Below are 25013 nucleotides of genomic sequence, written 5' to 3' on the forward strand. Positions count from 1 at the left end.
GGAGGTCAATATGTCTTTAGAAAATGAACATCGCCTGCGTTTCAGAGATGCGATGGCAAGTCTTGGTGCAGCAGTTAACATAGTCACCACGGATGGCACAGCAGGTTGCTGCGGTATTACTGCAACAGCAGTCTGTTCAGTCACGGACACGCCACCCACTTTGATGGTGTGTGTTAACCGCAACAGCGCTATGAATGCGGTCTTTCAAGAAAATGGCCGCCTGTGTGTCAATATCCTTAACCATGAACAAGAAGAGATGGCGTGCCACTTCGCGGGAATGAAAGGCTCTACAATGGAAGAGCGCTTTGCTTGGAGCATCTGGGATAAAGGTATTTTGCAACAACCATTATTGAAAGATGCACTTGCTAACCTAGAGGGTGAAATAACCCAAGTGCAAGACATTGGTACGCATTCTGTTTATTTGGTTGAAATGAAGCAGATTATCGTGAGAGAAGAAGGTCACGGGTTAATTTACTTCAAACGTAAATTCCACCCAGTTATGCACCAGACATTAGCAGTAACCGCATAACGGATTAAACCATCAATATGCTTAGAGGGGCTATGCGATATAGCCCCTCTTTTTGATCCAACGCTAAGAAAGTCCTTTCTAAGCAATATGTTCCTACCGATACAGTCACCCTTCTTTTTTTCAATATCCCAACAAACACTATGTAATTATATTGACTGCCTAAATACAAATTAGTCATGTTTATAATTTTTCTAAATCAATACATTAGTACAAATCTATCTTTTATTGTTAATGCTTAGTTATTTTATTGAATGATAATAATTATTATTTACAATCTCATTACCGATTGATCTTTAACAATAATGGCTATGAAAAATGACACTATGAAGCCTGTCACTCGGCTTCTTCAATTAATGATTGGTGTGAGTCCGTTTATGGCAAGCGGCATGATGACTGCACAGAGTGCAACTCAAGAACCAACACAGCTAGGCCCTCTCAAAGTTTCCGCAAAATCACAAAAGGAGCTAGATGCTGAATATCCTTATTTGCAGCTTGGCTCCTCGTCCTATATTGATGGCAAAACCGTTGAGAGATTCCGAGGTAATTCAGCTGCCGATTTTCTACGTGGCGTCAGTGGCGTCCATCTTGGGGATATTCGTAATGGCGGAGCGTTAGATGTCAATATTCGCGGTTTACAAGGCCAAAGCCGCGTTCCCGTTATTGTCGACGGTACGCAGCAATCCATTGATGTTTACCGTGGTTACGCTGGTGTACAGCAACGCAGCTATTTAGACCCCGACTTGATTAGCCATGTTACCATCGACAAAGGTCCTACCCTTGCGACAGATGGCGCGGGAGCTATCGGAGGAGCGGTGCGGGTCACAACCTTACAACCTGCCGATGTTATTCCGAAAGGTGAAACTTTTGGGGTACGTTTAAGAGGGGGGCTTGCCAATAACACGGTCTCAGAACGATCCGGTTTTTATACTAAAACCAAAGAGAGTAATGACGCCAATCCGTGGCCGAATATGAATAGCCGCTTTGGTAGTGTCGCTATCGCAACAGATCAGGATCGCTATCAATTACTTGCAGCTTACGCCTACCGTAATCAAGGTAACTATTTTGCAGGTAAAAACGGCGCGAAACGCTATCGTGACGCCCATTATTCGTCAACGGGTGGCACGGGGATGACAACAGCCGCGGTGATTGACGCCTATCCTGCTGGAAAAGAGGTTCTTGATACCCATAGCCGTAGTTAATCTTGGTTAGTCAAAGGGGCTGGCGAGCTTACTGATACCCAAAAGCTCGAGTTAATTTATCGCCGTTATGACGCTAAATGGGGTGAAATCATGCCATCGATGATTACAACCCCCAATAGCAAAGGGGAATCTAATCAATTTATCCCGAGTAAAATTACCATTGATTCATTATCAGCAAAGCACAATTTTGATCCGGATAATGATTGGGTCAATTTGACCTCTGAATTGTGGTATACCCACTCAGTCAGCCGTATGTACAATGCAAATATCGGTAACGTTCCTGTTTTCGATCAAAGTACTGAGCAGCGTCCAGACCCACAAAGTGAAGAGTACAAACAAGGGCTATTATCCGATATTAAAGCGGATAGATATGGCGTGAATTTAACCAACCGCTCAACGTTCGAAAATCGTCTTGGTGAGTTTAATTTAACAATTGGTGGTGCTTTCCAGTATGAAGATACCGGCCCTAATTCTCCTGTCCTAAAAGAAAATCTGCAAAAAAACTATTTCTTGCGTAGTGGTGTTCGCAAAGAGTATAGCTTATCAAGCTCCCTAGAATATAAACCCGTGAATTGGTTAACAGTTCAAGTTGGAGGGCGTTATACCGAATATCATGTTAGAGATAGAAACAGCACCGCTTATGCGGCGAAATCTCGCACTCAAGAGTACACGTTTGCTCGCCTAAAGAAAAACGGTGAATATTTCACCAAATGGCCTGAAAGCTGGTATATGGAGTGGTGGCCTGATGAACAAGGAAACTACACATTAGACTCTTTAAAGAAAACCCCATACGCAAACACAACGCTTGGCGAAAAGTATGACTTTGATGGTTATGACCCTGACCCAAGAGGGGAAAAAGGTTATCTGAAAAAAGAAGTCACCACAGAATACGCTTACACCAAACCTATTGAGCGGAAAGGAAGCGATTTCAGCCCACAGGTAGGGCTGGCATTTCACCTTGATGACAATAGTCAAATCTATGTTAAATACAGTGAAGCCGTTAAGAACCCAACTATCTTTGAGTCAACTTTAGGCAACTGGACCTCAATGCCGTCTGCTGATTTAAAACCAGAGAAAAACAAAGTTCTTGAAATCGGTGCATCAACTGTACAAAACTCACTATTTACCGAAGAAGATAAACTTGCCGCTAAGGTATCCTGGTTTAAGAGTGACTTACATGACATGATCACTCGAGGCTATCACCCAAATAACGCTTCTTGGTTCATAGAGAATGTGGATCTTTATAAAACATCCGGTATTGAATATAGCTTAGCTTATGATCAAGGTCGCTTCTATGCTGATGTATCGGGTAACTACTATTTAGAAGCCACAACGTGTGATACGAAAACTGCTGAGCGTTTTCGTCAGTACGCTTATGGCGATCCTAATACCCCAAACTGTGTGAATGGTGGTTTTGGCACCTCGTTAGTTAATATCACTAACCCACCCAAATACAGCATCAATACAACACTTGGGGTGAGGCTACTTGATGAACGCAACTTAGATATTGGCGTTCGCCGTATCTATAATAGCGGTCCTACTCATAAGTTAAACCGTTCATGGAATACCGTTGGGATGACGGGAACCCAGTTAATTTATTTATCAACCGTGACTTATGATGCTTACGCTAATTATCAGTTCAACCCTAATGCGGATATCAACCTTACCGTCACTAACCTCACTAATGAATACTATGTTGATCCAATGGCGCTTAGCTTGATGCCTGCGCCAGGTAGAACGGTTTCAGTTGATTTTACTTATCGCTTTTAAATAACAATTCCTGCCCAAGGAGTGGGCAGGAAGATGACAATTAAGCTTCGATTTTTTTCATATAACGATAGTGAGAAAAGGTGACTAACAATGCAACAAACGCAATACCAGCCCCTAGCATAAACCCGCCAGAATAGCCTACCGCCGCCGTTAGCCCCACCAGCATCATTGAGCTAGCCAATTCACCAATATCACGAGTACTCTGTACTGCTGTCATATCCGTTCCTGCTTGCGTATAGCGAGAAGCGAATTGCATACCTGCGGTCATAATCGCCACAGAAGTGACACCGGAAGATAATGAACCAAGTGTGATACAGGTAGCCACTAATGCCATTGATACGCCGCTCATCGACTGGAATGTCCATAATAGCGATGAGAGTAATGCGAATAATAGGCCAAATGAGAATGCGCGCCAGACGCCGATTTTACCAATCAACCAAGCGCCGCCCCCACAACCTAACACTAACGTGACCATGCCACCCGCCATTCCCATTTTCCCAATCTGAGCCAGCGACCAACCTGTATCATTTAAGAATAATTTTGCCAAACCAAAACCAGAAACGGCGGTCACCGCAGAAAGTAAGGTTAGCAGCAGTAGACGAGGTGCACCTTGACGCTTAAAGGTTTTTAATAAGCTCGCTTTTTCATCTTCCTGAATGGCTTGTGATGTTTTTAATGGGCACAACGAAATAAAAAACAGACTTAACAACGGCACACAAGCCAAAATCGCTAATGCCATATGCTGACCCAATGACTCACTCATAATCATCAGCCCTGCACCACCAATAAAAAAGCCAGCCATCACGCCCGCTATCTGCACGGCATTGATTTTTGATAGCATTGAGCCGCTGACTTGCTCTGCCGCCATACCGTCGGTGGCAATATCTTGTGTCGCACTCGCTAAAGAAGCAATAAATAGCAATACAACACAAGCCAGTGCATTTTCCACAGAGAAACCAATAAAGCTAAGTGCAAACATGGTGAGTGTCACGATAACCTGCATAGGAATAATCCAGCTCTTACGACGTCCTAACCGTTTTCCCCAATGGTTATCAACAAAAGATGCCCATAAAAATTTTACTACCCAAGGTAAGCCCACAAGTGGCAAAAATGCGAGTACCTTTAACTCACCACCATCATGTCGTAAAAAGGTAGGTAGAGCATCCATCGCAATCCCCATCGGTATACCTTGAGCGAGGTATAACAATCCTAAGGTCATCACCAGTTGTTTATTCTGTAACAGATCTTTCATATCCACTCCGACCACTTTTTTGTGTCGCAGATAACTTAGCCACACATCCAAGTGTTAATAACAAAAACAAGCCACAAAATAGCAGCATGACATCAATACGGTTAAAGCCAGCAGGCTGCTGCCATAACGAGAAAATAAATGCGATGAAAAAGAGTAAAGTTGATAAAGCAGCAATTAAAATCAGCATCTTGCGAGCATTTTTAATCACTAGACAGAGGATAAAAATGCCTCCCCAGCACAGGAAAAAAGCACTTATTGGCAATGTTAATGACAGAGACATCACAACCAGCAATGCGCTTACTGACAGCAACAGTCCACCACAGCATCCAACGATCCCCCCGGCAATCCGCGAGGCAGCATGCCGCCAACACCACATTGCCAACCCACTCGCTACCAAGGCACAGCCACTAAATCCCGCGATAAAATGCAAAACGCTAAATAGCGTTTCGACGTTTGGTAGCCATTGATACTGACCATAATGCAGTGGTTGAATACTGATAAAAGCACGAGTCCAGAAAGCGTGATCAGAGGAGTCTCGAACACCAACAAGCCGCCCTTCATTCAAATCAAAACGATATTGCTCAAAGTTGGCACTACCCGGTTGCCCCGCGTGTACTCCACCAATCACCAATGAATCGCCTTGGCGCATCAAGGTTTGTGGCGTAAAAGAGGGATAAGTTTGTTTAAGCCACTCGAATACTTGCTCTGGTTGATGCTCGCGTAGAACTACTTGGTGGTTATCAACCTTACGAAAGCCCCCCATCAATTGCTGCATGACCAACTGTGGATTATCAGGGCTTACACTTGATGCCAAGCCAACGGTTCCTAACGCACCTAACCCTGAAAGCGCCCCTGTCACAGCAAATAAAATTAGCCATGGATAGCACCATAATCCCAGCCAATTATGCAGATCATGAATAAATAAGCGTAAATTCAGCCGACGTGGTAGGCGCATCATCGAAGCTAGCTTGCGGCGGTTGATAATAAAGCCGCTAATTAACAGTACTGCCAACGCAAAACCAAATAGGCTAATCAGAATACGTCCTGGAAAATCAATAAATAGGTTTTTATGCAATGTGACCAGCCACATTGCAGGAGTATTCTGCGCTAAAGCTTGGCCCGTAATGGCACTATAGCTGTTATCGCACTGCCCCATCCCAAGGCAAAAAGTGATGGTAGGATTGGCTGATTGAGGTAACTGCACCAATGCAGCCTCTGGCTGTAACGTTAGTAATTGTGATAGCGGCAGGAGTTCTCCTGAAAGGGGCGCTTTATTCCACCAAAGACGTAAAGCATCACTTCCTAAGCTCCAAGTGCCACTTAGCATAATCACAAATAAAAAAACGCCCAAAAATGCACCCGCACTACGATGTAGATCGGACATTCTGCGCGTCAGTGGGACTTTCATTGTCCTCCCCCCCACAGCAATAACCACAATAGAGGAAGCGGCCACCATCCGTAACTGCGTAATAACATTTGTCGCCAGCTACTCGCGGTAAAGCTGTAGACAAACATCCCCATGGTGCAAAAAACGGCAAGAAAAACTGCTCCATACAAGCGGTTTAGAAGATCATCCGAAGGGTAAATGCGAACGAATAATAGGGAGAGAACAACTCCCCCTATTAAAGTGCCAATGATGGAAATCGCACTGACTAATTTCATTAAAAATCAGCCTTTACAGTCAACATCACGTTACGAGGTTCGCCGTAACGGTTATTCCATTGTGGAGAGAAAAGACCTGAATAATAGCGGCGATCGAATAAGTTATTCACATTGACCGCTGCGCTCCACGTTTCGTCAATTTGATACCCCAAACGCGTATTAAAGAGTGCATAACCCCCTTGACGTAAAGTGACATTGCCGTTGGTGGTACTATAAGCACTTTGTGCTTGCATACCGCCCCCAATGCTCCATTTACGTTCATCCCAAGGAAGATCGTAGTTGGTCCATACACGTAACATATGACGAGGCGTTAACGTGTTGTAGGCATTACCTTTGTTTTGGCTATCATCGCGATATTTGGTGTCTGTATAGGTGTAGCCGACAGAGACATCCCAAAATGGCGTAATATAGCCAACACCTTCTAATTCAAAACCTTGGCTACGTACTTTGCCCCCACTAATAAAGTAATTATCAAAGCCTCCCGTCGGGTGATCAGGGTCAACTTGAGGATTGTTTTTGATATCTATCTGATAGATAGCCCCTGATAAGTTCAAGCTACCGTTGAGTAATCCCGCTTTAATCCCCGTCTCTAGCGTTTGCCCTTCAACGGGTTTCAGCATTTTACCACTCCAGGTTTTCGCGGTTTGAGGCTGATAAACGGTTGAATAGCTGCTATACCAAGACCAATCTTTTGCAAAATCCCAAATCACACCGCCATAAGGGGTGATCCGGCCATTTTCAGTAAATTTAGACGTTGGCGATTTCAATTCCCACCAGCTATCGCGAGCCCCAATGATCACCGTGACAGGCTCTACAACCTTAATGCGCCCCATACCATAAACGCCTTTTTGAGTTGTTTTCGTTGCACCTGGAGAGCTATAAGGCCCGACATTAGGCTTTGGTACGCTGTGTGGATCCCAGCGATAGACGTTCACGGGAACATTCAGTGAAGGGTCAAATTCCGCGCTATACTGCTTTTCACTCGCATGCGAGTAATTAACCCCCATAATCACATCATGCTTCTGCCCCCAGCCTTCAACCTTACCATTCAAGCTTGTATCAAGACTGATTTGTTCATTGCGGAATTTATAAGCGCCCCCCATTAGCATGGCGCCATCCCCAGTTTCAGGGTCGATATTGCCCCATGCACCTGCATAAATTAGGCGAGCATTAACATGTTGATATTCAGTATTGAGTTTGTATTGCCAATCATCATTGATCTGGTGCTCAATCGCAGCAAAGGTGCGTGTGGTATCCCATTTAAAACGGTCCCAATCCACATCAAGGTAGGTTTTACGCGGAAGATGCAAATCACGACCATCTTTCCCCATAGGTACGCCAGCCATATTGGTGACTGAATCGATAGTTTGATATTGTGCACCAACACGTAATAAAGTATCAGGGGTGAGATCCGCATCAACCGTCGCGTACATTAAACGTGTTTTTTGATCGGATACATCATAGAAGAAATCCTTATCCTCCCACGCCATCACAAATCGCCCACGCACACTGCCTGATTCATTGAGTAATCCACCAACATCCGCTTCACCGCGATAACGGTTCCAACTCCCCGCTGTTAAGCTGAGTTTCGCCATATCTTCCTTTGGTGCATGTTTGCGAACCATATTGACCGTCGCAGCAGGGTTTCCCATTCCATGAAGTAGCCCATTGGAGCCACGTAAGATCTCAACACGCTCATACACCGCCATATCTTGCGGTGAACTCGCCATATTACCGAGCAACGCTGGCACACCATCAATTTCAAAGGAGTCAATTTGGAAGCCACGTACATAGTAGGCGGTCGTTAACTTGACGTAAGGGGCACTCGTCACCCCTGTGGCTCTTTGCATAACATCGTCAAGGGTTTGTAGGTTCTGCTTTTCGATTTGCTCGCGGTCAATAACACTGACAGATTGTGCAACTTCTCTTGGTTTTAGGGCTATTTTGCCTAATGTTGTGACGCCAGGCTCCACATAATCGTCATCAGCACTGGAGGTCGTTGTTACTTGCATGACATCATGCTTAGGTTGCGAGCTTTGTTCTGCCCCTGCTGATAAAGCCCATGGAGCAGTTGCTAAAAACAGTGCGCAAGGGGCAAGTTTTAGCCCTTTTAAGCGCTTAGCATTATGAACGGACAACATTTTCTACCCTAAAAAGTTAAATGATAATTGTTATCAATTTAGCAATTAATGGGGTGGGATACTTTCGAATGCCGGATTTTGTCTATCGCTATCCGGCAATAACTAACGTTTTTTGAGTTGATTTGGTGAGATGCCAAAGCGCTTACGAAAAGCGACGGAGAAGTGAGCGGGAGTATAGCCAACCTGATAAGCTACGGTAGAAATATTCGCATCATGGACGCTCAATAGCTGATAAGCCGTTTCCAATCGATACTCTTGCAACCAACCGTAAATACTATTACCAAACAGTTGGCGAAACCCTTGCGTTAACTTACGAGTATTCATACCAACACGCTTCGCTAATTCATCCAAGCTAGGCGGGGATTCTAACTCCTGCATTAAGATAGATTTCGCTATCTGCAAATTATCAATATCACGTTGACGCAATTTAGGCGCTATTTGCGATGGCTCATGTAAAAAGTGATCTAAGCATAACGCTGTAATTTCAGTCACTTTAGCGCATAAGTAGAGCTGATGTAATGATGGATGAGTAGGACAGGCAAATAGCTGCTGTGTCATTGCTAGTACACTTGCAGGAATTGAAAAATGTAATAATTGAGCTTTACTTGGATGATAGCAGCTTTCAGGTAACTTTAATTGATGTTGTTCCAACCATTCAGGTGAAATATCGATCATCGTATATTTCATCGGTTGGCAGGCGCGAAACAGGTTGCATAGCTGGTAATTTTTCTGGCTGCCAGAGAGTATCAATGAGGGTGAATTAACCTCGACATTATGTCCAGAGCTGCTACGACAACCCATTGCGCCTTGATGTATGGCCACTAACTTCAGGCCTGCCTGTTGTTCTTCATTAATCCCCAGATCATGTGGGATCACAAACTCACCGCGACTGATGCGCACAAAAGGCCCAACAGTATAATCTTCGCGGTTAGAATGCGCTTGATTAAGTTTATCTTCAGAACGTTGCTGCATGATTTTTTTCGAAACAAAGGCGATGTGCTGACTATCTTGTCAAATAAACAAGAAAATAACAATCATTATCATTTGCAAATTGTGCAATGCCAATTATTTTAGATTGAATAATCTGGCGTAATGCTTTGGATTAAGACGTAAAAATAACAACAAGGTTATCAAGATCATCAAAATATGCGCTATCCAAACCAAAGCAAAACTTTGGCTTACCTCATGTAACCAAGCAGCAAATAGAGGCCCAAAGGCCGCGATAATAAACCCGCCAGCTTGCATCAAGGAGGTTAATGCCCCCGCACTCACAGGGTGCGGAAGATGATCAAGAGAAGCAATAATACTCAATGCAAAACACCCACCTAACCCAATACCGATTAAACAAACCCACAAAAAAGCGAATAACTGAGGGAAAAACACTAACCCTGTAAACCCGATCATTTGGCTACATAATGTCACAATCAGCCAAAATCGACGGTCAATATTGTGAGAAGCAAGAATGGGAATTAACAAAGCAGAGAAGGCTTGAAACACGCTCAGTAAGGCAACCAGTGAACCACTATCAGCACTGCTCATACCTTGCTCAATAAAAAATGGCGCTAACCATGTGACTACCGTTCCATATCCTGCATTAACAAGGCCAAAACCAACCATGAGTAGCCAAGCCCTCGGCTTCGCTAAAAAGACAAAAACCGATCCTCGCCCATGGTTTTGATGCGTGGCTGATGAATCGATATTAACGACAACGGCGATTAGTGCAAATAAAGCGGGTAATGCCATCCATGCTAAAGCAATTTGCCAATGTCCTGAGGCTGTTGTACATGATTGTGCCATTTCGTTACAAGAAATATTGGCAAGCATCGGGGTCAACTGTGCCCCCATCGCCCCACCCGCCATTAACATCGCGGAGTATAGCCCCGTCATCGCGGCCATTTTTTGTGGGAAACGTAATTTAATTAGTCCCGGAAATACCGCTTGAATATACGCAGCTCCCACACCACAAATAAAAGCGGTGATTAAGAGCTGCTCTCCATTAGTCACAAATAGACGCGATAAAGAGCCGATAAGCAACAATAACATCGCAAGGCTAAGCCCAACTCGCTCACCTAGCCTTTGGTTCAAGGCAGGAACAATTAAAGCGCCAACCCCCATTAATAGCATCGGTAACAGCGTCAGTAATGAAATGCTTTGGTAAGTCATCCCCGTAGTTTGGATAATCCCCTCGATCAGTGGACCTGGCCCCGTGATAAAGGGCCGTAAATTGATCCCGACTAATACGATGGTCATAACCAAACCTAATGAAGCAGTTTTATGCCCAGCCATTAATGTTGTTGTTCCCGCCAGAAAGTATAAAGCGCGGATTGAGCCTCATTTTCGGGTTTTAATTGAATAAAAGTCAGCCCACGTTGTTGCTGTGGCTCGACTCTCAGTGATTGGGCGATGGCCTCTGTCGATAAACCAAATGGCTCTGCATCTTGATTTGAATACGCATAAACAATCCGCGAAATCCCCGCCATACGCATCGCAGCTAAACACATTGGGCATGGCTGACCACTCGCATATACCACACAATCTTCTAACCGAGTGCGTTTTAAGATTTCGCCTGCTTGACGTAACGCCATTAGCTCTGCGTGAGCCGTTGGATCGTTCAGCTCAAGCATCTGATTAACACCTGTTGCAACCACTGCGCCATCACGCACAATCACGGCGCCAAATGGCCGTCCACCTGCTTTGACATTCTCTTTAGCCAGTGAAATAGCTTGTTGTAAAAATTGTTTATCTTGCATTATTTCGCTCCTGAACGTTCAAGGATTTCAACCAAGTTGCTATATCCTTTCTGCTTTGCCAACGTCAATGGAGAATTGCCTGACGCATCTGCTAAATTAACATCAGCACCGCCTTTGATAAGTTGCGTCACAATCGTGGCATATTTTTCGCTGCCATCACCGAGTATGATAGCTTCTATTAATGCCGTCCAACCAAGTCTATTTACATGGTTAACATTAACACCGGCATCAATTAGGGTTTGCACAGTTTTCACGTGACCGCGTTCAGCAGCGGGGATCAATGCGGTTCCCCCATAGCGGTTAGTACTTGCTAGATCTGCACCATTTTCTAGTGTCATCTCTAAAATTTCTTGTAGCCCTCTGGCCCCCGCATACAGATAAGGTGAATCTTGGATTGCATCACGGGCATTGACGTTAGCCCCCTGCTCGATTAGAAAGCGAGCCACTTCGATTTGATTGGCATGTGTCGCTGCCATTAAAGGAGTACGTAAACGTAAATCACGCTGTTCAATATTTGCACCTTGCTTAAGGGCTTGAGTCACCCCAGAAAGATCCCCTTTTTCAGCAAGAGTCACCAACGACGATGAGTCTACTTGTGCAAATGATTTGGCCATTAATATCAGTGACATACTAAGAATACCTAACATATAAGCTAACCACTTGGTCGTTAAACACCATTTTTTCATTGTGCTCCTCCTTTGTCGTCTATTTAATCTACTGAAAATATATGCTATTTAAAAATTAAATATTTAAATGTCAGGTATCTATAAAATGAATACATTGCTGAATTTTATTCTACTTAAGACCTTTATTACTGTGGCAGAAACCGGTAATTTCACCGTCGCTTCACAACATTTAAACTCAACTCAATCCACGCTAAGCCAGCAAATCCAACGCTTAGAGGCTTTGGTTGGGCAGCCTTTATTTATCCGTAGTCATCGTATGCTCACACTGACGGAAACCGGCGAAGTACTTTTCAGTTATGCAAAGAAGATCATCGCGCTCAACGATATGTTTTTTATGAAAATCACGGGAAATGCGGTGATCCAAACGCTGCGCTTAGGTTTTCCGGAAGATTTTGCTTCAGGGCAAGTAACCCCGACTCTCGCCGCTTTTATGCATGAACACCCCAATATTCGTTTAGAGGTCACAAGTGGTCTTAGTCGCCAGTTATATCAACACTACCAGCAAGGAGCGCTTGATTTGATTATCGTTAAGCAGCGCAAGGGGGAATTTAAGAGTGATTATCGCTGGCCGGAGCCGTTATGTTGGCTAACGAGCGCCAATAATGAGTATTTAAATGCCGATTCTTTGCCTTTGATTGTTTTCCCTGAAAATGGCTTGTATCGTAACGATATGTTCCGCTTACTGGATATTGAACAGCGCCCTTGGCATATAACTTACACCTGTTCAAGCCTTGCAGGTATTCAAAGCGCCATTACCGATGGCCTTGGCATCAGCTTACTGCCGTTACGCGCTAAGTTACCACAACACCGGATCCTGACGGAGCAAGAAGGTTTCCCCGCCGCCGAAGAGATGGAAATAGCGATGCATGTCCACGATAGTTCCGACTCGATTAAGGTGTTAGCAGAACGGTTGGCAAGACAGCTTGAACAACTTTGATAAAGAACATGATATGCAGAAACTCTTTGATCACCTAATCACGCTAGAAAAAAAGCTACATCATTATTCAAATAGAGATAATTTAGAATTTCTTGAAAATATTCTGCACCCAGCGTTTTTAGAATTTTGCCGCTCTGGTGTGAGCGCCGATAAAACAGAGACACTTTTAGCACTCACCCAAGCTAATAATTTATTGGAAATTCACTCCGAAAATTTCCAATGTGCACAGATAGATGCGAATACAGTGCTCATCACCTATTTAAGTTTTCAACTTGATAATGAGATACGTATTAAACAAACACTACGTTCATCGATTTGGAGCAAAAATCATCACAACCAATGGCAGCTCCGTTTCCACCAAGGAACACCAAGCTCGTTATAAATGCTTTTTTGCTGCATCGTAAACGTCATTACGATTACACTTTCCTATGACATATAAACAAATTTCGTTTATTTACTCTATGCAATTTCATGGCTACTATTTTATTTGTTTATTGAAAATAATATCTAATAAATTTAAATAGTTAATGGAATAAATAAAAGGAAATTAAAATGAAAAGACACCCTATTCGGCCTAACTACGACCCCTATAATTGTAATAGTGGTATACCTCATATACCTGATACACACTGGGATCCACATTCAAAAGCATGGGAGTTCAATGATGTACAAGTTAATCATGACTTCATCCCAGCAAGCTTGCCGCCTGAAGTCAAGGATGCATTAAAGAACAATATTTGTCTTGTTTGTGGTGAAAAGAATTGTCCGTACCTTAAAGAGAAAAATTTTCAAGAATTAATTAAAGCGATCAATAGTGGTGATAAGACGGGTGCTTTAAGAATTTACAGTCAAAGATTTGCGCAATTCAGGAATATGAAAAAAAGCATTATTATGGCGAGTTTAGATAGAGCCAGAGTCGCAAGGGAAAGACAAGGTCCATGTGGTTATTCAGGGCCTATACAGTCAACAGGTATTATTGCAATGCCAGGGATATGGAGTGCGTGGAAAGATCTCCTCACAAGTATGCCAAATGAAATTACCAATACTCCCCATTCGTATACAGTTAATTTTAATAATTCATCAAACTTAGAGTCATCATTTGATGTGGAGATTAAATATCCAATATCTAGTGGAATGAAAACGGTTAATACAGTGGGACCAGGAGCTTATCTTATTGAAGCTACTGGTGGTGGAACTGCAAGTATACGCATAAAATCACATTCAGTACCTATCACGGTCAGTATAAGCTTCCCTAAATAATTCATTATTTAACTATATAAAACTAAAAGAAGTACAACGTGATTTCTTTTAGTTTTTAGCATTTCGTCCATAACTTTCTAAAATATTATTTATTACTTTTTTATCCGAAAATGCCTGTCTATATCCATTTTCAGATTGTATTTCCCCTGCGATATACGTTTGAGAAATTTTATTTACACCGAAGTAAAGAGATACCTTTTTACCAATATTTTTACTCAGAAGAGAATTAAATCTTTCCGAACATTTAGGTGTTCTATTGATCTCAATATTCAAAACATAGTCATTTTTTAACTGTGAATGTCCCAATTGAAGTACAGAAACACACTCTTTTTCTAAAATAAACTCATCATTTTCAAATTTATAGACGAGCCTATCGTTGTTACCTGCCACTGAACAACCTATTGATAAGACACCAACAATAGCGATTAAAAAATTCTGGATCGATCGACTCACTCAAATATCTCCTTTATAACAAATAAAAAATAATAACTTCCATCTTAGCTTGTTATACATTTAGTTTCAGTGCTCAAAAATACAAAAATCCCCCAGTAAGATAACCCTACTGAGGGATTGATTTAGCGATTAGCTTGGTTAACCAAGCCTAAGCACAATTATAGAACGTCAACGCAGTTCAGTTCTTTGAACGCTTGCTCTAAACGAACAACCATGGATTCTTGACCTTTACGCAGCCATACGCGTGGGTCATAGTATTTTTTGTTAGGCTTGTCATCACCTTCTGGGTTACCCAACTGACCTTGCAGATAACCTTCGTTCTTTTTGTAGTAGTTCAGGATACCTTCCCAAGTTGCCCACTGAGTATCTGTATCGATGTTCATTTTGATAACACCGTAGCTAACAGCTTCTTTGATTTCAGCAGCGCTTGAACCAGAACCTCCGTGGAAAACAAAGTCTAGGCTGTTGTGAGGCAGGTTAAATTTCTCAGAAACATAGTCCTGTGAATTACGTAGAATTTTTGGTGTTAACTGTACGTTACCTGGCTTATAAACACCGTGAACGTTACCGAAAGAAGCGGCGATAGTGAAACGAGGGCTGATTGCGCTCAGTTTCTCATACGCGTAAGCAACGTCTTCTGGTTGAGTGTACAGCGCAGAGCTATCCATACCGGTGTTATCAACACCGTCTTCTTCACCACCAGTACAACCCAGTTCGATTTCCAGCGTCATATCGATTTTCGCCATACGAGCCAGATATTTAGCACAGATCTCGATATTTTCTTCCAGAGTTTCTTCAGACAAGTCAATCATGTGTGAAGAGAACAGAGGCTTACCGGTTTTCGCATAGTGTTTTTCACCTGCGTCTAGCAAACCATCAATCCATGGCAGCAATTTACGTGCACAGTGGTCAGTATGCAGGATCACAGGAACACCATAATGCTCAGCCATTTGATGGACGTGTTGAGCACCTGAAATGGAACCTAAAATAGCCGCTTGTTGGCCTTCCGCTTTTAAGCCTTTACCTGCGATAAAAGCAGCACCGCCGTTAGAAAACTGAACAATAACTGGAGCACGTACTTTCGCTGCCGCTTCAAGTACGGCATTAATTGAGTCTGTACCGACACAGTTCACCGCTGGCAATGCAAAGTTATTTTCTTTGGCAACTGCGAAAACTTTTTGTACATCATCACCTGTGAGAACACCCGGTTTTACAAAATCAAAAATTTTAGACATTTGAAAAGGTCCTGTGTTAAACAGGCTGCATCGGCAGCCTGTTGTTCATGACAAATTAATTACGCTTTAGCACGTTCTTCCAGCATCACAACCGCTGGCAGCTTTTTACCTTCAACAAACTCAAGGAAAGCACCGCCGCCAGTTGAGATGTATGAAATTTTATCCGCGATACCAAACAGATCGATAGCCGCTAATGTGTCACCACCACCCGCGATAGAGAAAGCTTCACTATCGGCGATAGCACGAGCAACGATTTCTGTTCCTTTACGGAAGTTAGGGAATTCAAAGACACCAACAGGGCCATTCCACAGAATGGTTTTGGCATTTTTCAAAATTTCAGCCAGACGCTCAGCAGACTCATCACCTAAGTCCAAAATCTGCTCGTCATCTTTAATTTTTGAACTGGATTTCAGTGTCGCTTCGGCAGTTTCAGAGAACTCTGTCGCCACACGAACATCGGTCGGAACTGGGATATGGCAGTTTGCCAGTAATTTTTTCGCTTCAGGGATCAGGTCCGCTTCATATAAAGAGCGACCAACGTTGTTGCCTTCTGCCGCGATAAAGGTATTTGCAATACCACCACCAACGATTAATTGATCGGCAATTTTAGATAGAGAATCTAATACCGTTAGTTTTGTTGATACTTTTGAGCCACCTACGATAGCGACCATTGGGCGAGCAGGGTTATCTAATGCTTTACCTAATGCTTCAAGTTCAGCACTTAACAGAGGGCCTGCACATGCAATCGGAGAGAACTTCGCCACGCCATGCGTTGATGCTTGAGCGCGGTGAGCAGTGCCGAAAGCATCCATAACGTAAACATCACATAATGCAGCGTACTGTTTTGATAGCGTTTCGTCGTCTTTTTTCTCGCCTTTGTTAAAGCGTACGTTTTCCAAAACGACAAGTTCACCCTCTGCGATATCCACACCACCAAGGTAGTCTTTTACAAGACGAACAGGATAATCGATTTTGTCGGCTAGATAGTCAACAACAGGCTGCAGTGAAAATTCTTCATTGTACTCGCCTTCAGTCGGACGACCGAGGTGAGATGTGACCATGACTTTAGCACCTTGCTTGAGAGCAGTTTCGATTGTTGGTAATGAAGCACGGATACGTGCGTCAGAAGTAACTTTGCCATCTTTTACAGGAACGTTTAGGTCAGAGCGGATGAAAACGCGTTTACCCGCTAGGTCCAAATCGGTCATCTTAATTACAGACATGGTGAATCCTCTTGTTGATTCTCTATAAAGTTTTCATTAATGGCTGTTTGGGTATCAGTTTACCCTACCGTCTGTCAGCCGTTAATTAGTTGAAACCTGTTGCTGCCATCGCTAATGTTGTATCTAGCATCCGGTTAGCAAACCCCCACTCGTTATCACACCAAACAAGGGTTTTAATTAAATGCTTGCCGCTAACTCGCGTTTGCGTCCCATCAACAATCGCACTGTGTGGATCATGATTGAAATCCATCGAGACTAACGGTAATTCAGTATAGTCTACTATACCACGAAAATGACCATGTGCGGCGCTTCGCAACAGTTCGTTTACTGTAGCCACACTAACATCACTGTGCACGGTAACACTCAAATCGATAGCTGTCACATTGGTTGTCGGCACACGTACTGATATCGCCTCAAAATGGTCTTGGAATTTAGGAAAAATCCGCGTAATTCCTGCTGCCAACTTTGTATCAACAGGAATAATAGATTGGCTAGCCGCTCGCGTTCTTCTTAAATCATGATGATACGCATCGATCACCGGCTGATCATTCATTGATGCGTGGATCGTTGTCACCGTACCCGATTCAATCCCAAAAGCATCATCGAGTAATTTAATAATCGGGATAATGCAATTTGTGGTACAAGATGCGTTTGAAACAATTTTATCTTCAATCGTTAAGTTATCATGATTAACACCATAGACAACTGTCGCATCCAAATCATCCGTACCAGGGTGAGAGAACAGTACTTTCTTCGCGCCTGCTTCAAGGTGTGCTAAGCCATCTGCACGGGAACCAAACACCCCAGAGCAATCAAGTACGACATCAACCCCTAGCTCTTTCCAAGGTAAGGCGCCGATATCAGGCTGATGGAAAAGACGAATATTATCGTCGCCAACCTGTAACAACGCACCATTAAGACGGACATCCCAAGCAAAGCGCCCATGGCTAGAGTCGTACTTGAGCAAATGAGCAATCCCTTCTGGAGTTGCTAGCTCATTGACCGCGACAACGACTATTTCAGCACGTCGCCCTGACTCGTATAACGCCCTTAGTACACTCCGCCCGATCCGGCCAAAGCCGTTAATCGCCACTTTTATTGGCATCCTACACCTTGAATTTCAACAAAATCACACGGCTGATAAGGATAACTGACTCACACAAACTCTACTGCTGATTTTAACTGTCAAACATCAAAAGTGTGCTTCACTCGACATTTTTGAAATTTTTTATCTCAATCACAGCAAAGACTGAAACGGTTCAGCTAATTAAGAATTAGATTAAGGGATATATTCACAGAACGCAATAGTCAAACCCAATGAAATGCACAAAAAAACAACGCCCCTGCACCAAAATTGATACAGAGGCGTATTTTCACTCGTGATTACTGCCTATCTCTAGGCCGTAACCGCAATTATTTCAGCAATGATTTCGCTGCTTTTACCGCATTTTCAACAGTAATACCGAACTCTTTAAATAGCTCTTCGGCAGGTGCAGACTCACCAAATGAGTGCATACCAACGATAGCACCATTCAAGCCTGTATACTTAAACCAGTAATCTGCAATACCCGCTTCAATCGCAACACGCTTAGTGACGCTTGAAGGTAGAACAGCTTCACGGTATGCCGCATCTTGCTTATCAAATACTTCAGTTGAAGGCATTGAAACAACACGCACTTTATGACCTTCGCCAGATAGTTGATCCGCAGCTTTCACCGCCAACTCAACTTCTGAACCTGTCGCAATAAAGATAAGCTCAGGCTGACCTTCGCTATCTTTCAGGATATAAGCCCCTTTCTCGATTTCAGCTAATTGTTTCGCTGTACGAGGTTGTTGCTCCAGATTTTGACGGGAGAAAATAAGCGCACTTGGGCCGTCTTTACGTTCAATAGCGTATTTCCATGCCACCGCTGATTCAACTTGGTCACATGGACGCCATGTATTCATGTTTGGCGTCACGCGCAGGCTAGCTAATTGCTCAACAGGTTGGTGAGTTGGACCATCTTCACCCAGACCGATAGAGTCGTGAGTGTAAACAAAGATACTACGCACTTTCATCAGTGCAGCCATACGCACCGCGTTACGCGCATATTCAACGAACATTAGGAATGTTGCACCATAAGGAACAAAACCGCCATGCAGAGCGATACCGTTCATGATTGCTGACATACCAAATTCACGGACACCGTAGTGGATATAGTTACCCGCTTTGTCTTCGTTTAGTGGTTTAGAGCCTGACCACATTGTTAAGTTACTTGGTGCTAGGTCAGCAGAGCCGCCTAAGAACTCAGGTAAGACTTTACCGAAGGCTTCTAATGCATTTTGTGATGCTTTACGGCTTGCGATATTCGCAGGGTTTGCTTGCAGATGTTCAATAAATTTTTTCGCTTCTGCATCGAAATTCGCCGGTAGCTCACCCGCCATACGACGTTTAAATTCTTCAGCTAATTCAGGGAATGCTTTTGCATAAGCGGCAAATTTTTCATTCCAAGCATGTTGTTTTTCTTTACCTGCATCACGCGCATCCCAAGCTTTATAGATTTCTTGTGGGATCTCGAATGGGCCATATTGCCAATCCAGAGCTTTACGAGTCGCCGCAATTTCAGCATCACCTAATGGTGCACCATGGACTGATTCAGTGCCTGCTTTATTGGGTGAACCAAAGCCGATCACGGTTTTGCACATAATCAGTGTTGGCTTGTCTGTTTCGCGCTGTGCTTCAGTAATAGCAGCATGAATTTGGTCAGCATCATGACCGTCGATATCACGAATAACATGCCAGCCGTAAGATTCAAAGCGCCCTGCCGTATCGTCTGTAAACCAACCTTGTACATGACCATCGATAGAGATACCGTTATCATCGTAAAACGCGATCAGTTTGTTTAGCTTCAGCGTACCAGCCAAAGAACAGGCTTCGTGGGAGATCCCTTCCATCATACAACCATCGCCCATAAACACATAGGTGTGGTGGTCGACGATGTCATGGCCTGGACGGTTAAATTGAGCAGCTAATGTACGCTCTGCAATAGCAAAACCAACTGCGTTTGCGATACCTTGCCCTAATGGACCGGTTGTGGTTTCAACACCTGGAGTATAACCATATTCAGGGTGGCCAGGGGTCTTAGAGTGGAGCTGGCGGAAGTTTTTTAACTCATCCATAGATAAGTCATAACCCGTCAGATGCAGCAAGCTATAGATCAACATTGAACCATGGCCATTTGACAGCACAAAGCGGTCACGGTTAGCCCAGTGTGGATCTGCTGGGTTATGATTCATATAGTCACGCCACAGCACTTCAGCAATATCAGCCATGCCCATAGGCGCACCAGGGTGCCCTGATTTTGCTTTTTGAACCGCATCCATACTTAGAAAGCGGATAGCATTAGCAAGGGTTTTACGAGTCGTCATTAGTATACTCCAGGTCGGATAAAAACGTACTTAAACCAATTTTCACAACGCAATATGGAATTGTTGCACTTTTTCACAGACAAGCTATGAAACTAACGCAATTTGCTCCACACAGCAATTATTCGCTACATTCGTGCCCGCGAATCGTCAATAAATTAAACTATTTCAGAGCTGAATCCTTTCCATTGCGCAAAATATCACTTAAAGATGATTTTTTTGCGCAAATCATTACCCTTATTAAACCTGAGTTTACCATCAGGGATCAAGGTGATTTGTCATTCTTATGCATTTAGGGATAACAATAGTGATTATTAGCAAATTTTGCTATGAAAAATTGGTGGATTAGATAAGAGATAAACATGGCTCTACACATCGAAACAAAAAATCCCTATTCGTTATACGACTTGGTTATAATCTCGATACAACAGGAGCACGCTAGCCGCCAAAAAATGAGTATATTTAGCTCAAAAGTGCTGAATAACCAATGCAGATAGGAATGAAGAAGAGATATCTGCTAATAAATAAAAATAATGCATTAGAGGTTTAATTGTGGCATTTGGAATTTTTCGCAATATTGTGCACTACGGCTTTCATTTTTTAGTGACAATCTTATTTGGCTATCTATTTTGGCGAAACTAGCTGAAAATTAGCAGCATTATTGATGATAACAACCATGACAGTCGATTTAGATCATTTACTGGCCGATCCGATTTTTGAGCCTAATCAATAGAGTATTGGTTTCCATTCGTTACACACTGGTTGGGCGGCTATCGCGTATGTGATGATATTTTTACTACCATCATGGAAATTAAAAGCAATTGCGGTGGGGTATTTATTCCATCTTTTTACCGACTCACTGGAGTGTTATATGGGAAATTTAAAACAAAATACCACCTATATCGTTCTCATTGAGAAATATCATATGCACAGCCCCCACTATATTAGTGGTTAGCCATATACAAACCAAAATCGGCTATTTATGATAATAAATATCAATAGTCATAAATAGCCAAATTCTACATTTTATTTATATCACTAAAAACAATAAATATCCTTGGAGCTACTTGCCCATGCTCCGATAAAAACCAACATATGCATTAGCAAATAATTGGCAGCCAAATTTGATACCTTCTTTAATCATAAATTGATATTTTGGTTCATCCCAATATTGATTGACTACTTTCAAAAAATCTTCTGAGTGCTCAATATCCAGTTCTCGATGTAAACCATAATGGGTGATCTTATCTTCTGGCAGCCAACCCTCTTTAGTTATAGCTTCAAATATCATGCACGATACATCAACAAACGTTCTCTCAATACCTGCATACATAGAAGCAGCAAAACGAAAATCACAAAAAGCAGAAACTCCACGTAATGCTTCATTAAAGATCCGAGCATTCGGAGGGGGGTTCTGTAAGTCAATACTGGATATATCACCGCCTAAACGTTCGATCAAAGTTAAGATTGTATTTCCATGTACATTTTCCTTGATACCTTGACCATGTTCTTCCCAAAGATTACCCACCAAGGCAATTCGTGAAATGGGGTCGGATATATTGGCAATAATTTGTGCCATTGGCCTACTGAAAAAATAAACCATCGATGCAAATTCTAATTGGCTATTTAAAAATTGTTCATGGGTCATTTCACCAGAAGTCAGAGATTTAAAGTAGGGATTTTCAGGTAGATTTAAATCAAGTATAGATGATTCCAATTGATTTTTTAATTCTATATTCAATGACATACATCAACCTCCAAGTTTATTTTCAGGGAAGAATACGTTTTTTATCAAACAAGATAAAAGTAAATTAATCATTTCCTTTAAAATAACCATGGCATATTTCAGTTACATTGACTTATATTTAATTATATTAATCATTAATAATTTATTACCCTATTAATTTACCAATAAAAATAACATCATGAAATATACAAATTTAAATAACTCTAATTATTAACAAAGTAAAATAACCATTCTAATTACCAATATATAAATTATATTTTCATCGCTTTGTTTTAATTAAAAGTACATGATGATATTTTGTCGCTTTTATGGACGCTAAGAATAATGACGATAGGGGGGATTTTTACCGATTCATTGGATTGTGATATGGAAAGAGTTTAATACTAAACACACCACATAATATTTGAATACGATAGCTTTGGCTCAATTTTTTAATTATCGCAAGTTGTTCAGGGAGTCTGACATCACCAGAAAAGTAGCCTTCTTTAAGAGCTCGTCATACTTTTCGAGGTGAGCAATTTTCTTTTTTAGTGCACGAATTTCAACTTGTTCTGGTGTCATTGCCGATGCTTTTGGCGAAATACCTTTACGCTCATTTTTGAGTTGCCGTCCCCATTATCCAATGGTTGATTTACCCGCGCCCATGGCATTGGCAGCTTCGGCCGCGGAACAATTTTAATCAATGACAAATTGAGCCGCTTCAAGTTTAAATTCAGCACTTAAAAATCGTTTTATACGTTTTGCAATAAATGTCACCTGTTTTTTATGAGGTAATATATCACCTCTGACTTGGTAACCAAATTAACTATACTACTCCAAATTTTCATAAATCCAGTAAATTTCTGAAAAATGGGAACATATTCACTTTCTGTAGCTATTACTGATAAGATTAGTCTAATATGCACTCATTTTTCTGAATAAAAATACCGTTGATAGCACCTGCACATCCAAAATTAGAGCAAATGGCATCACTCAATTTGTAAATAGCAATGAAATTGATGTCGCTTTATTATTTATTGTAAGATGCATTTCAATTAATTGTACCTATTACTACAACACTTGTTTGATATTCCCCTGCTGTAACACTCCCTGTAGACGATTTTAGCTGTCCATCAATTGTGAATGTCACTTCCCCTATCCCCGTATTAACGATCGATGACCCGCCTAATTTCCCATTTATACCAATAGAAGCATTAAAAGGGCCCAGTTTAACTGAATCTCCACCAACCACAGTAAAGGTAATAGATGCATCCTTTGTACAAGATACTGAGCCTATAGATTGAGCCATGTTTCCAGCCCAGTCATTCATGCCTACAGTTCCAAAGTTCAGATCAGGTAAATTCACATTACATACAGCTGGGATGTCAGGAATTAACCCAGAAGGAATATCAGTGCCACGTACAGTATTATAAAATAAAGACCGGCAAGTAGAACTGTTGACTGTATTTGATGTGCAAGCGATTACATCTGCCAAAGCAGTCATAGACCCATTACGAGGTAAAACCCGAGTATGATTATAACTTCCATTTGAGCAAGACTGATTGGCACATATACCAGATATACCCCGCCAAATATAAAATTTGTTGATGCTTGGTAATGGAATATTAACTGTCGGTAAATCGGATAAAATAGCTTGATTACATGGTTTATCAACCTTTATATACAGATTGGGATCATAAAATACATCACCAAACACATCCCAACGCAGATGCCCGTAACTGTAATCATACCAGCCGTCAGACTCAGAAAAGTATAGAGTTCCATACAAATAACATGATGATCCTCCTGATACGTTAGAAAGTGTATTGTATTTAGCATCAATAGTCACTGCTCCACCGGAGTAGCCATAACTTTCAGCGGACATAACTCCAGTATCATACCCAACAGAATTGGTTATAGGACGCCGATCAATATTATCTTGGATTTTATATACTGTTCCAAATATTGAAAAAGACCCTTCACCATATCCTATTGCTCTTTGCGGAGTATTGTTCTGATTGAAGTAAGATGCCCCAATAGAAGTTAATGGAAAAGTGAATAGCAAAAGAGCTAACTGAATGCGCATTTATGGATTCCTTGTGTCGCTTGATAATGAATACTCATCAACGAAATCTATTTTGAAATTGAATACCAAGAAATTTGCCACCGCTTAAACTGTTATTGTGAGATAAATACTAAGCAATAGATGGCAAATAAATCACTACTAAACCTTAGCGAGCATTGACGTATATAGTCTTGCACTAGCCTGATAGAAAACACCCCGTCTCTACCCCGTAAAATGGAGCATCGCTTCACTGATATATCAACATATACGTCAGCGTCGCCGTAAAAAAACCCGGCTGAATGCTCTCTACCGTTGCGTCTTCCACTGCCTGTATATATGACCGTAACCGTATCGTCATATCCCCTTTTTTTATCGGCATTAAAGGCTCTACCTGAGTGTTATTAATGGGTAACGCTACACCACTCGGGGTTTCAAGACCTATCGCAATCCCACTAGCCTGACTTCCAGCATCCACATTCAGTAATCCATTGTCGGTCGTCGAAACACCGCTAAATTTCACTGCAATACTATTTCCCAAAGAAGTATCACAATCCGTCAAATGAAATTGGATGTCTTCCTTGCTATAACGACGTTGTCCATTCAGCAAATCCTTTGAATTAATATTGCCCCCAAAGTCAACTCCGAAGTTCTCATAATTCGGGTCAACCGTGCACGGCAACGCAATCAACGTTCCACTGTACTGAATATCATTACTGTTCG

Annotated in this window: 22 protein-coding genes and 2 pseudogenes; 7 read left to right on the plus strand and 17 right to left on the minus strand. The window is 42.2% G+C overall.

Annotated elements, in window-relative coordinates:
• Positions 1-10: 10 nt before the first annotated feature.
• The 3 genes from hpaC (at position 11) to PR833_RS05710 (ending at position 3498) form a co-directional block, all read left to right on the plus strand.
• Positions 11-529, plus strand: coding sequence for a 4-hydroxyphenylacetate 3-monooxygenase, reductase component (hpaC, locus tag PR833_RS05700; RefSeq protein ID WP_004927299.1), 519 nt, complete (start codon positions 11-13; stop codon positions 527-529).
• 308 nt (positions 530-837) lie between these two features.
• Positions 838-1728, plus strand: a complete 891-nt coding sequence (locus tag PR833_RS05705) for a TonB-dependent receptor plug domain-containing protein (RefSeq protein ID WP_272525955.1) — start codon at positions 838-840, stop codon at positions 1726-1728.
• A 90-nt stretch (positions 1729-1818) separates the two neighbouring features.
• The gene (locus PR833_RS05710) at positions 1819-3498 is read left to right on the plus strand and encodes a TonB-dependent receptor domain-containing protein (RefSeq protein WP_232006143.1); all 1680 of its coding nucleotides are present in this window, start codon (positions 1819-1821) and stop codon (positions 3496-3498) included.
• A gap of 40 nt (positions 3499-3538) precedes the next feature.
• On the opposite strand, the gene PR833_RS05715 is transcribed toward PR833_RS05710, so the two are convergent.
• The 8 genes from PR833_RS05715 to PR833_RS05750 all read right to left on the minus strand — a co-directional run bounded on the left by PR833_RS05715 (position 3539) and on the right by PR833_RS05750 (position 11989).
• Positions 3539-4750, minus strand: a complete 1212-nt coding sequence (locus PR833_RS05715) for a RhtX/FptX family siderophore transporter (RefSeq protein ID WP_036941737.1) — start codon at positions 4748-4750, stop codon at positions 3539-3541.
• On the minus strand, positions 4728-6158 hold the full coding sequence (locus tag PR833_RS05720) for a PepSY-associated TM helix domain-containing protein (RefSeq protein ID WP_088499039.1): 1431 nt from the start codon (positions 6156-6158) through the stop codon (positions 4728-4730). The genes PR833_RS05715 and PR833_RS05720 overlap by 23 nt, the downstream gene beginning before the upstream one ends.
• The gene (locus PR833_RS05725) at positions 6155-6412 is read right to left on the minus strand and encodes a hypothetical protein (RefSeq protein WP_014656748.1); all 258 of its coding nucleotides are present in this window, start codon (positions 6410-6412) and stop codon (positions 6155-6157) included. Before PR833_RS05725 ends, PR833_RS05720 begins: the two co-directional genes overlap by 4 nt.
• The gene (locus PR833_RS05730) at positions 6412-8553 is read right to left on the minus strand and encodes a TonB-dependent siderophore receptor (protein ID WP_076914466.1); all 2142 of its coding nucleotides are present in this window, start codon (positions 8551-8553) and stop codon (positions 6412-6414) included. Before PR833_RS05730 ends, PR833_RS05725 begins: the two co-directional genes overlap by 1 nt.
• Positions 8554-8655: 102 nt before the next feature.
• Entirely contained in the window at positions 8656-9525 is an 870-nt protein-coding gene (locus PR833_RS05735) for a helix-turn-helix domain-containing protein (protein ID WP_004927282.1), read from the minus strand.
• A 93-nt stretch (positions 9526-9618) separates the two neighbouring features.
• Positions 9619-10839, minus strand: a complete 1221-nt coding sequence (locus PR833_RS05740; protein ID WP_076914467.1) for a cyanate transporter — start codon at positions 10837-10839, stop codon at positions 9619-9621.
• Positions 10839-11303: a nucleoside deaminase gene (locus tag PR833_RS05745; protein ID WP_272525956.1), complete on the minus strand. Its 465-nt coding sequence runs from the start codon at positions 11301-11303 to the stop codon at positions 10839-10841. Before PR833_RS05745 ends, PR833_RS05740 begins: the two co-directional genes overlap by 1 nt.
• A complete protein-coding gene (locus PR833_RS05750; RefSeq protein ID WP_014656752.1) occupies positions 11303-11989 on the minus strand; it encodes an ankyrin repeat domain-containing protein in 687 nt (228 codons plus the stop codon). The genes PR833_RS05745 and PR833_RS05750 overlap by 1 nt, the downstream gene beginning before the upstream one ends.
• Positions 11990-12074: 85 nt before the next feature.
• Here PR833_RS05750 and PR833_RS05755 point away from each other — a divergent pair, with 85 nt between their 5' ends.
• The 3 genes from PR833_RS05755 (at position 12075) to PR833_RS05765 (ending at position 14186) form a co-directional block, all read left to right on the plus strand.
• The gene (locus tag PR833_RS05755) at positions 12075-12926 is read left to right on the plus strand and encodes a LysR substrate-binding domain-containing protein (protein ID WP_272525957.1); all 852 of its coding nucleotides are present in this window, start codon (positions 12075-12077) and stop codon (positions 12924-12926) included.
• Positions 12927-12939: 13 nt separating this feature from the next.
• Entirely contained in the window at positions 12940-13308 is a 369-nt protein-coding gene (locus tag PR833_RS05760; RefSeq protein ID WP_223854846.1) for a nuclear transport factor 2 family protein, read from the plus strand.
• A gap of 170 nt (positions 13309-13478) precedes the next feature.
• On the plus strand, positions 13479-14186 hold the full coding sequence (locus tag PR833_RS05765; protein WP_004927264.1) for a colicin Z family toxin: 708 nt from the start codon (positions 13479-13481) through the stop codon (positions 14184-14186).
• A gap of 48 nt (positions 14187-14234) precedes the next feature.
• Here PR833_RS05765 and PR833_RS05770 read toward each other — a convergent pair whose 3' ends face one another.
• The 5 genes from PR833_RS05770 to tkt all read right to left on the minus strand — a co-directional run bounded on the left by PR833_RS05770 (position 14235) and on the right by tkt (position 20505).
• Positions 14235-14639 (minus strand): hypothetical protein, encoded by a 405-nt coding sequence (locus tag PR833_RS05770; protein ID WP_272525958.1) that lies wholly within the window; start codon positions 14637-14639, stop codon positions 14235-14237.
• A 158-nt stretch (positions 14640-14797) separates the two neighbouring features.
• Positions 14798-15874, minus strand: a complete 1077-nt coding sequence (gene fbaA / locus PR833_RS05775; protein WP_004927260.1) for a class II fructose-bisphosphate aldolase — start codon at positions 15872-15874, stop codon at positions 14798-14800.
• A 59-nt stretch (positions 15875-15933) separates the two neighbouring features.
• Positions 15934-17097, minus strand: coding sequence for a phosphoglycerate kinase (gene pgk / locus PR833_RS05780; RefSeq protein WP_004927258.1), 1164 nt, complete (start codon positions 17095-17097; stop codon positions 15934-15936).
• An 85-nt stretch (positions 17098-17182) separates the two neighbouring features.
• A complete protein-coding gene (gene epd / locus PR833_RS05785; protein ID WP_004927255.1) occupies positions 17183-18202 on the minus strand; it encodes an erythrose-4-phosphate dehydrogenase in 1020 nt (339 codons plus the stop codon).
• A gap of 308 nt (positions 18203-18510) precedes the next feature.
• Positions 18511-20505, minus strand: coding sequence for a transketolase (tkt, locus tag PR833_RS05790; RefSeq protein WP_004927251.1), 1995 nt, complete (start codon positions 20503-20505; stop codon positions 18511-18513).
• A 549-nt stretch (positions 20506-21054) separates the two neighbouring features.
• On the opposite strand from tkt, the pseudogene PR833_RS05795 reads away from it, so the two are divergent.
• A pseudogene (locus PR833_RS05795) lies at positions 21055-21457 on the plus strand (DUF6122 family protein).
• A gap of 108 nt (positions 21458-21565) precedes the next feature.
• Here the strand turns inward: PR833_RS05795 and PR833_RS05800 are convergent.
• From PR833_RS05800 to PR833_RS05815, 4 genes and pseudogenes are all read right to left on the minus strand, one after another.
• On the minus strand, positions 21566-22249 hold the full coding sequence (locus tag PR833_RS05800) for a TenA family transcriptional regulator (protein ID WP_004927246.1): 684 nt from the start codon (positions 22247-22249) through the stop codon (positions 21566-21568).
• A 364-nt stretch (positions 22250-22613) separates the two neighbouring features.
• Positions 22614-22996, minus strand: a pseudogene (locus PR833_RS05805) (transposase); the annotation flags it as partial.
• A 283-nt stretch (positions 22997-23279) separates the two neighbouring features.
• Positions 23280-24314, minus strand: a complete 1035-nt coding sequence (locus PR833_RS05810) for a hypothetical protein (RefSeq protein WP_004927238.1) — start codon at positions 24312-24314, stop codon at positions 23280-23282.
• 226 nt (positions 24315-24540) lie between these two features.
• The coding region (locus PR833_RS05815; protein ID WP_272525959.1) for a fimbrial protein at positions 24541-25013 on the minus strand (473 nt) is incomplete at its 5' end.

It is taken from the genome of Providencia sp. PROV189 (assembly GCF_028480065.1).
Classification (GTDB): domain Bacteria; phylum Pseudomonadota; class Gammaproteobacteria; order Enterobacterales; family Enterobacteriaceae; genus Providencia; species Providencia stuartii.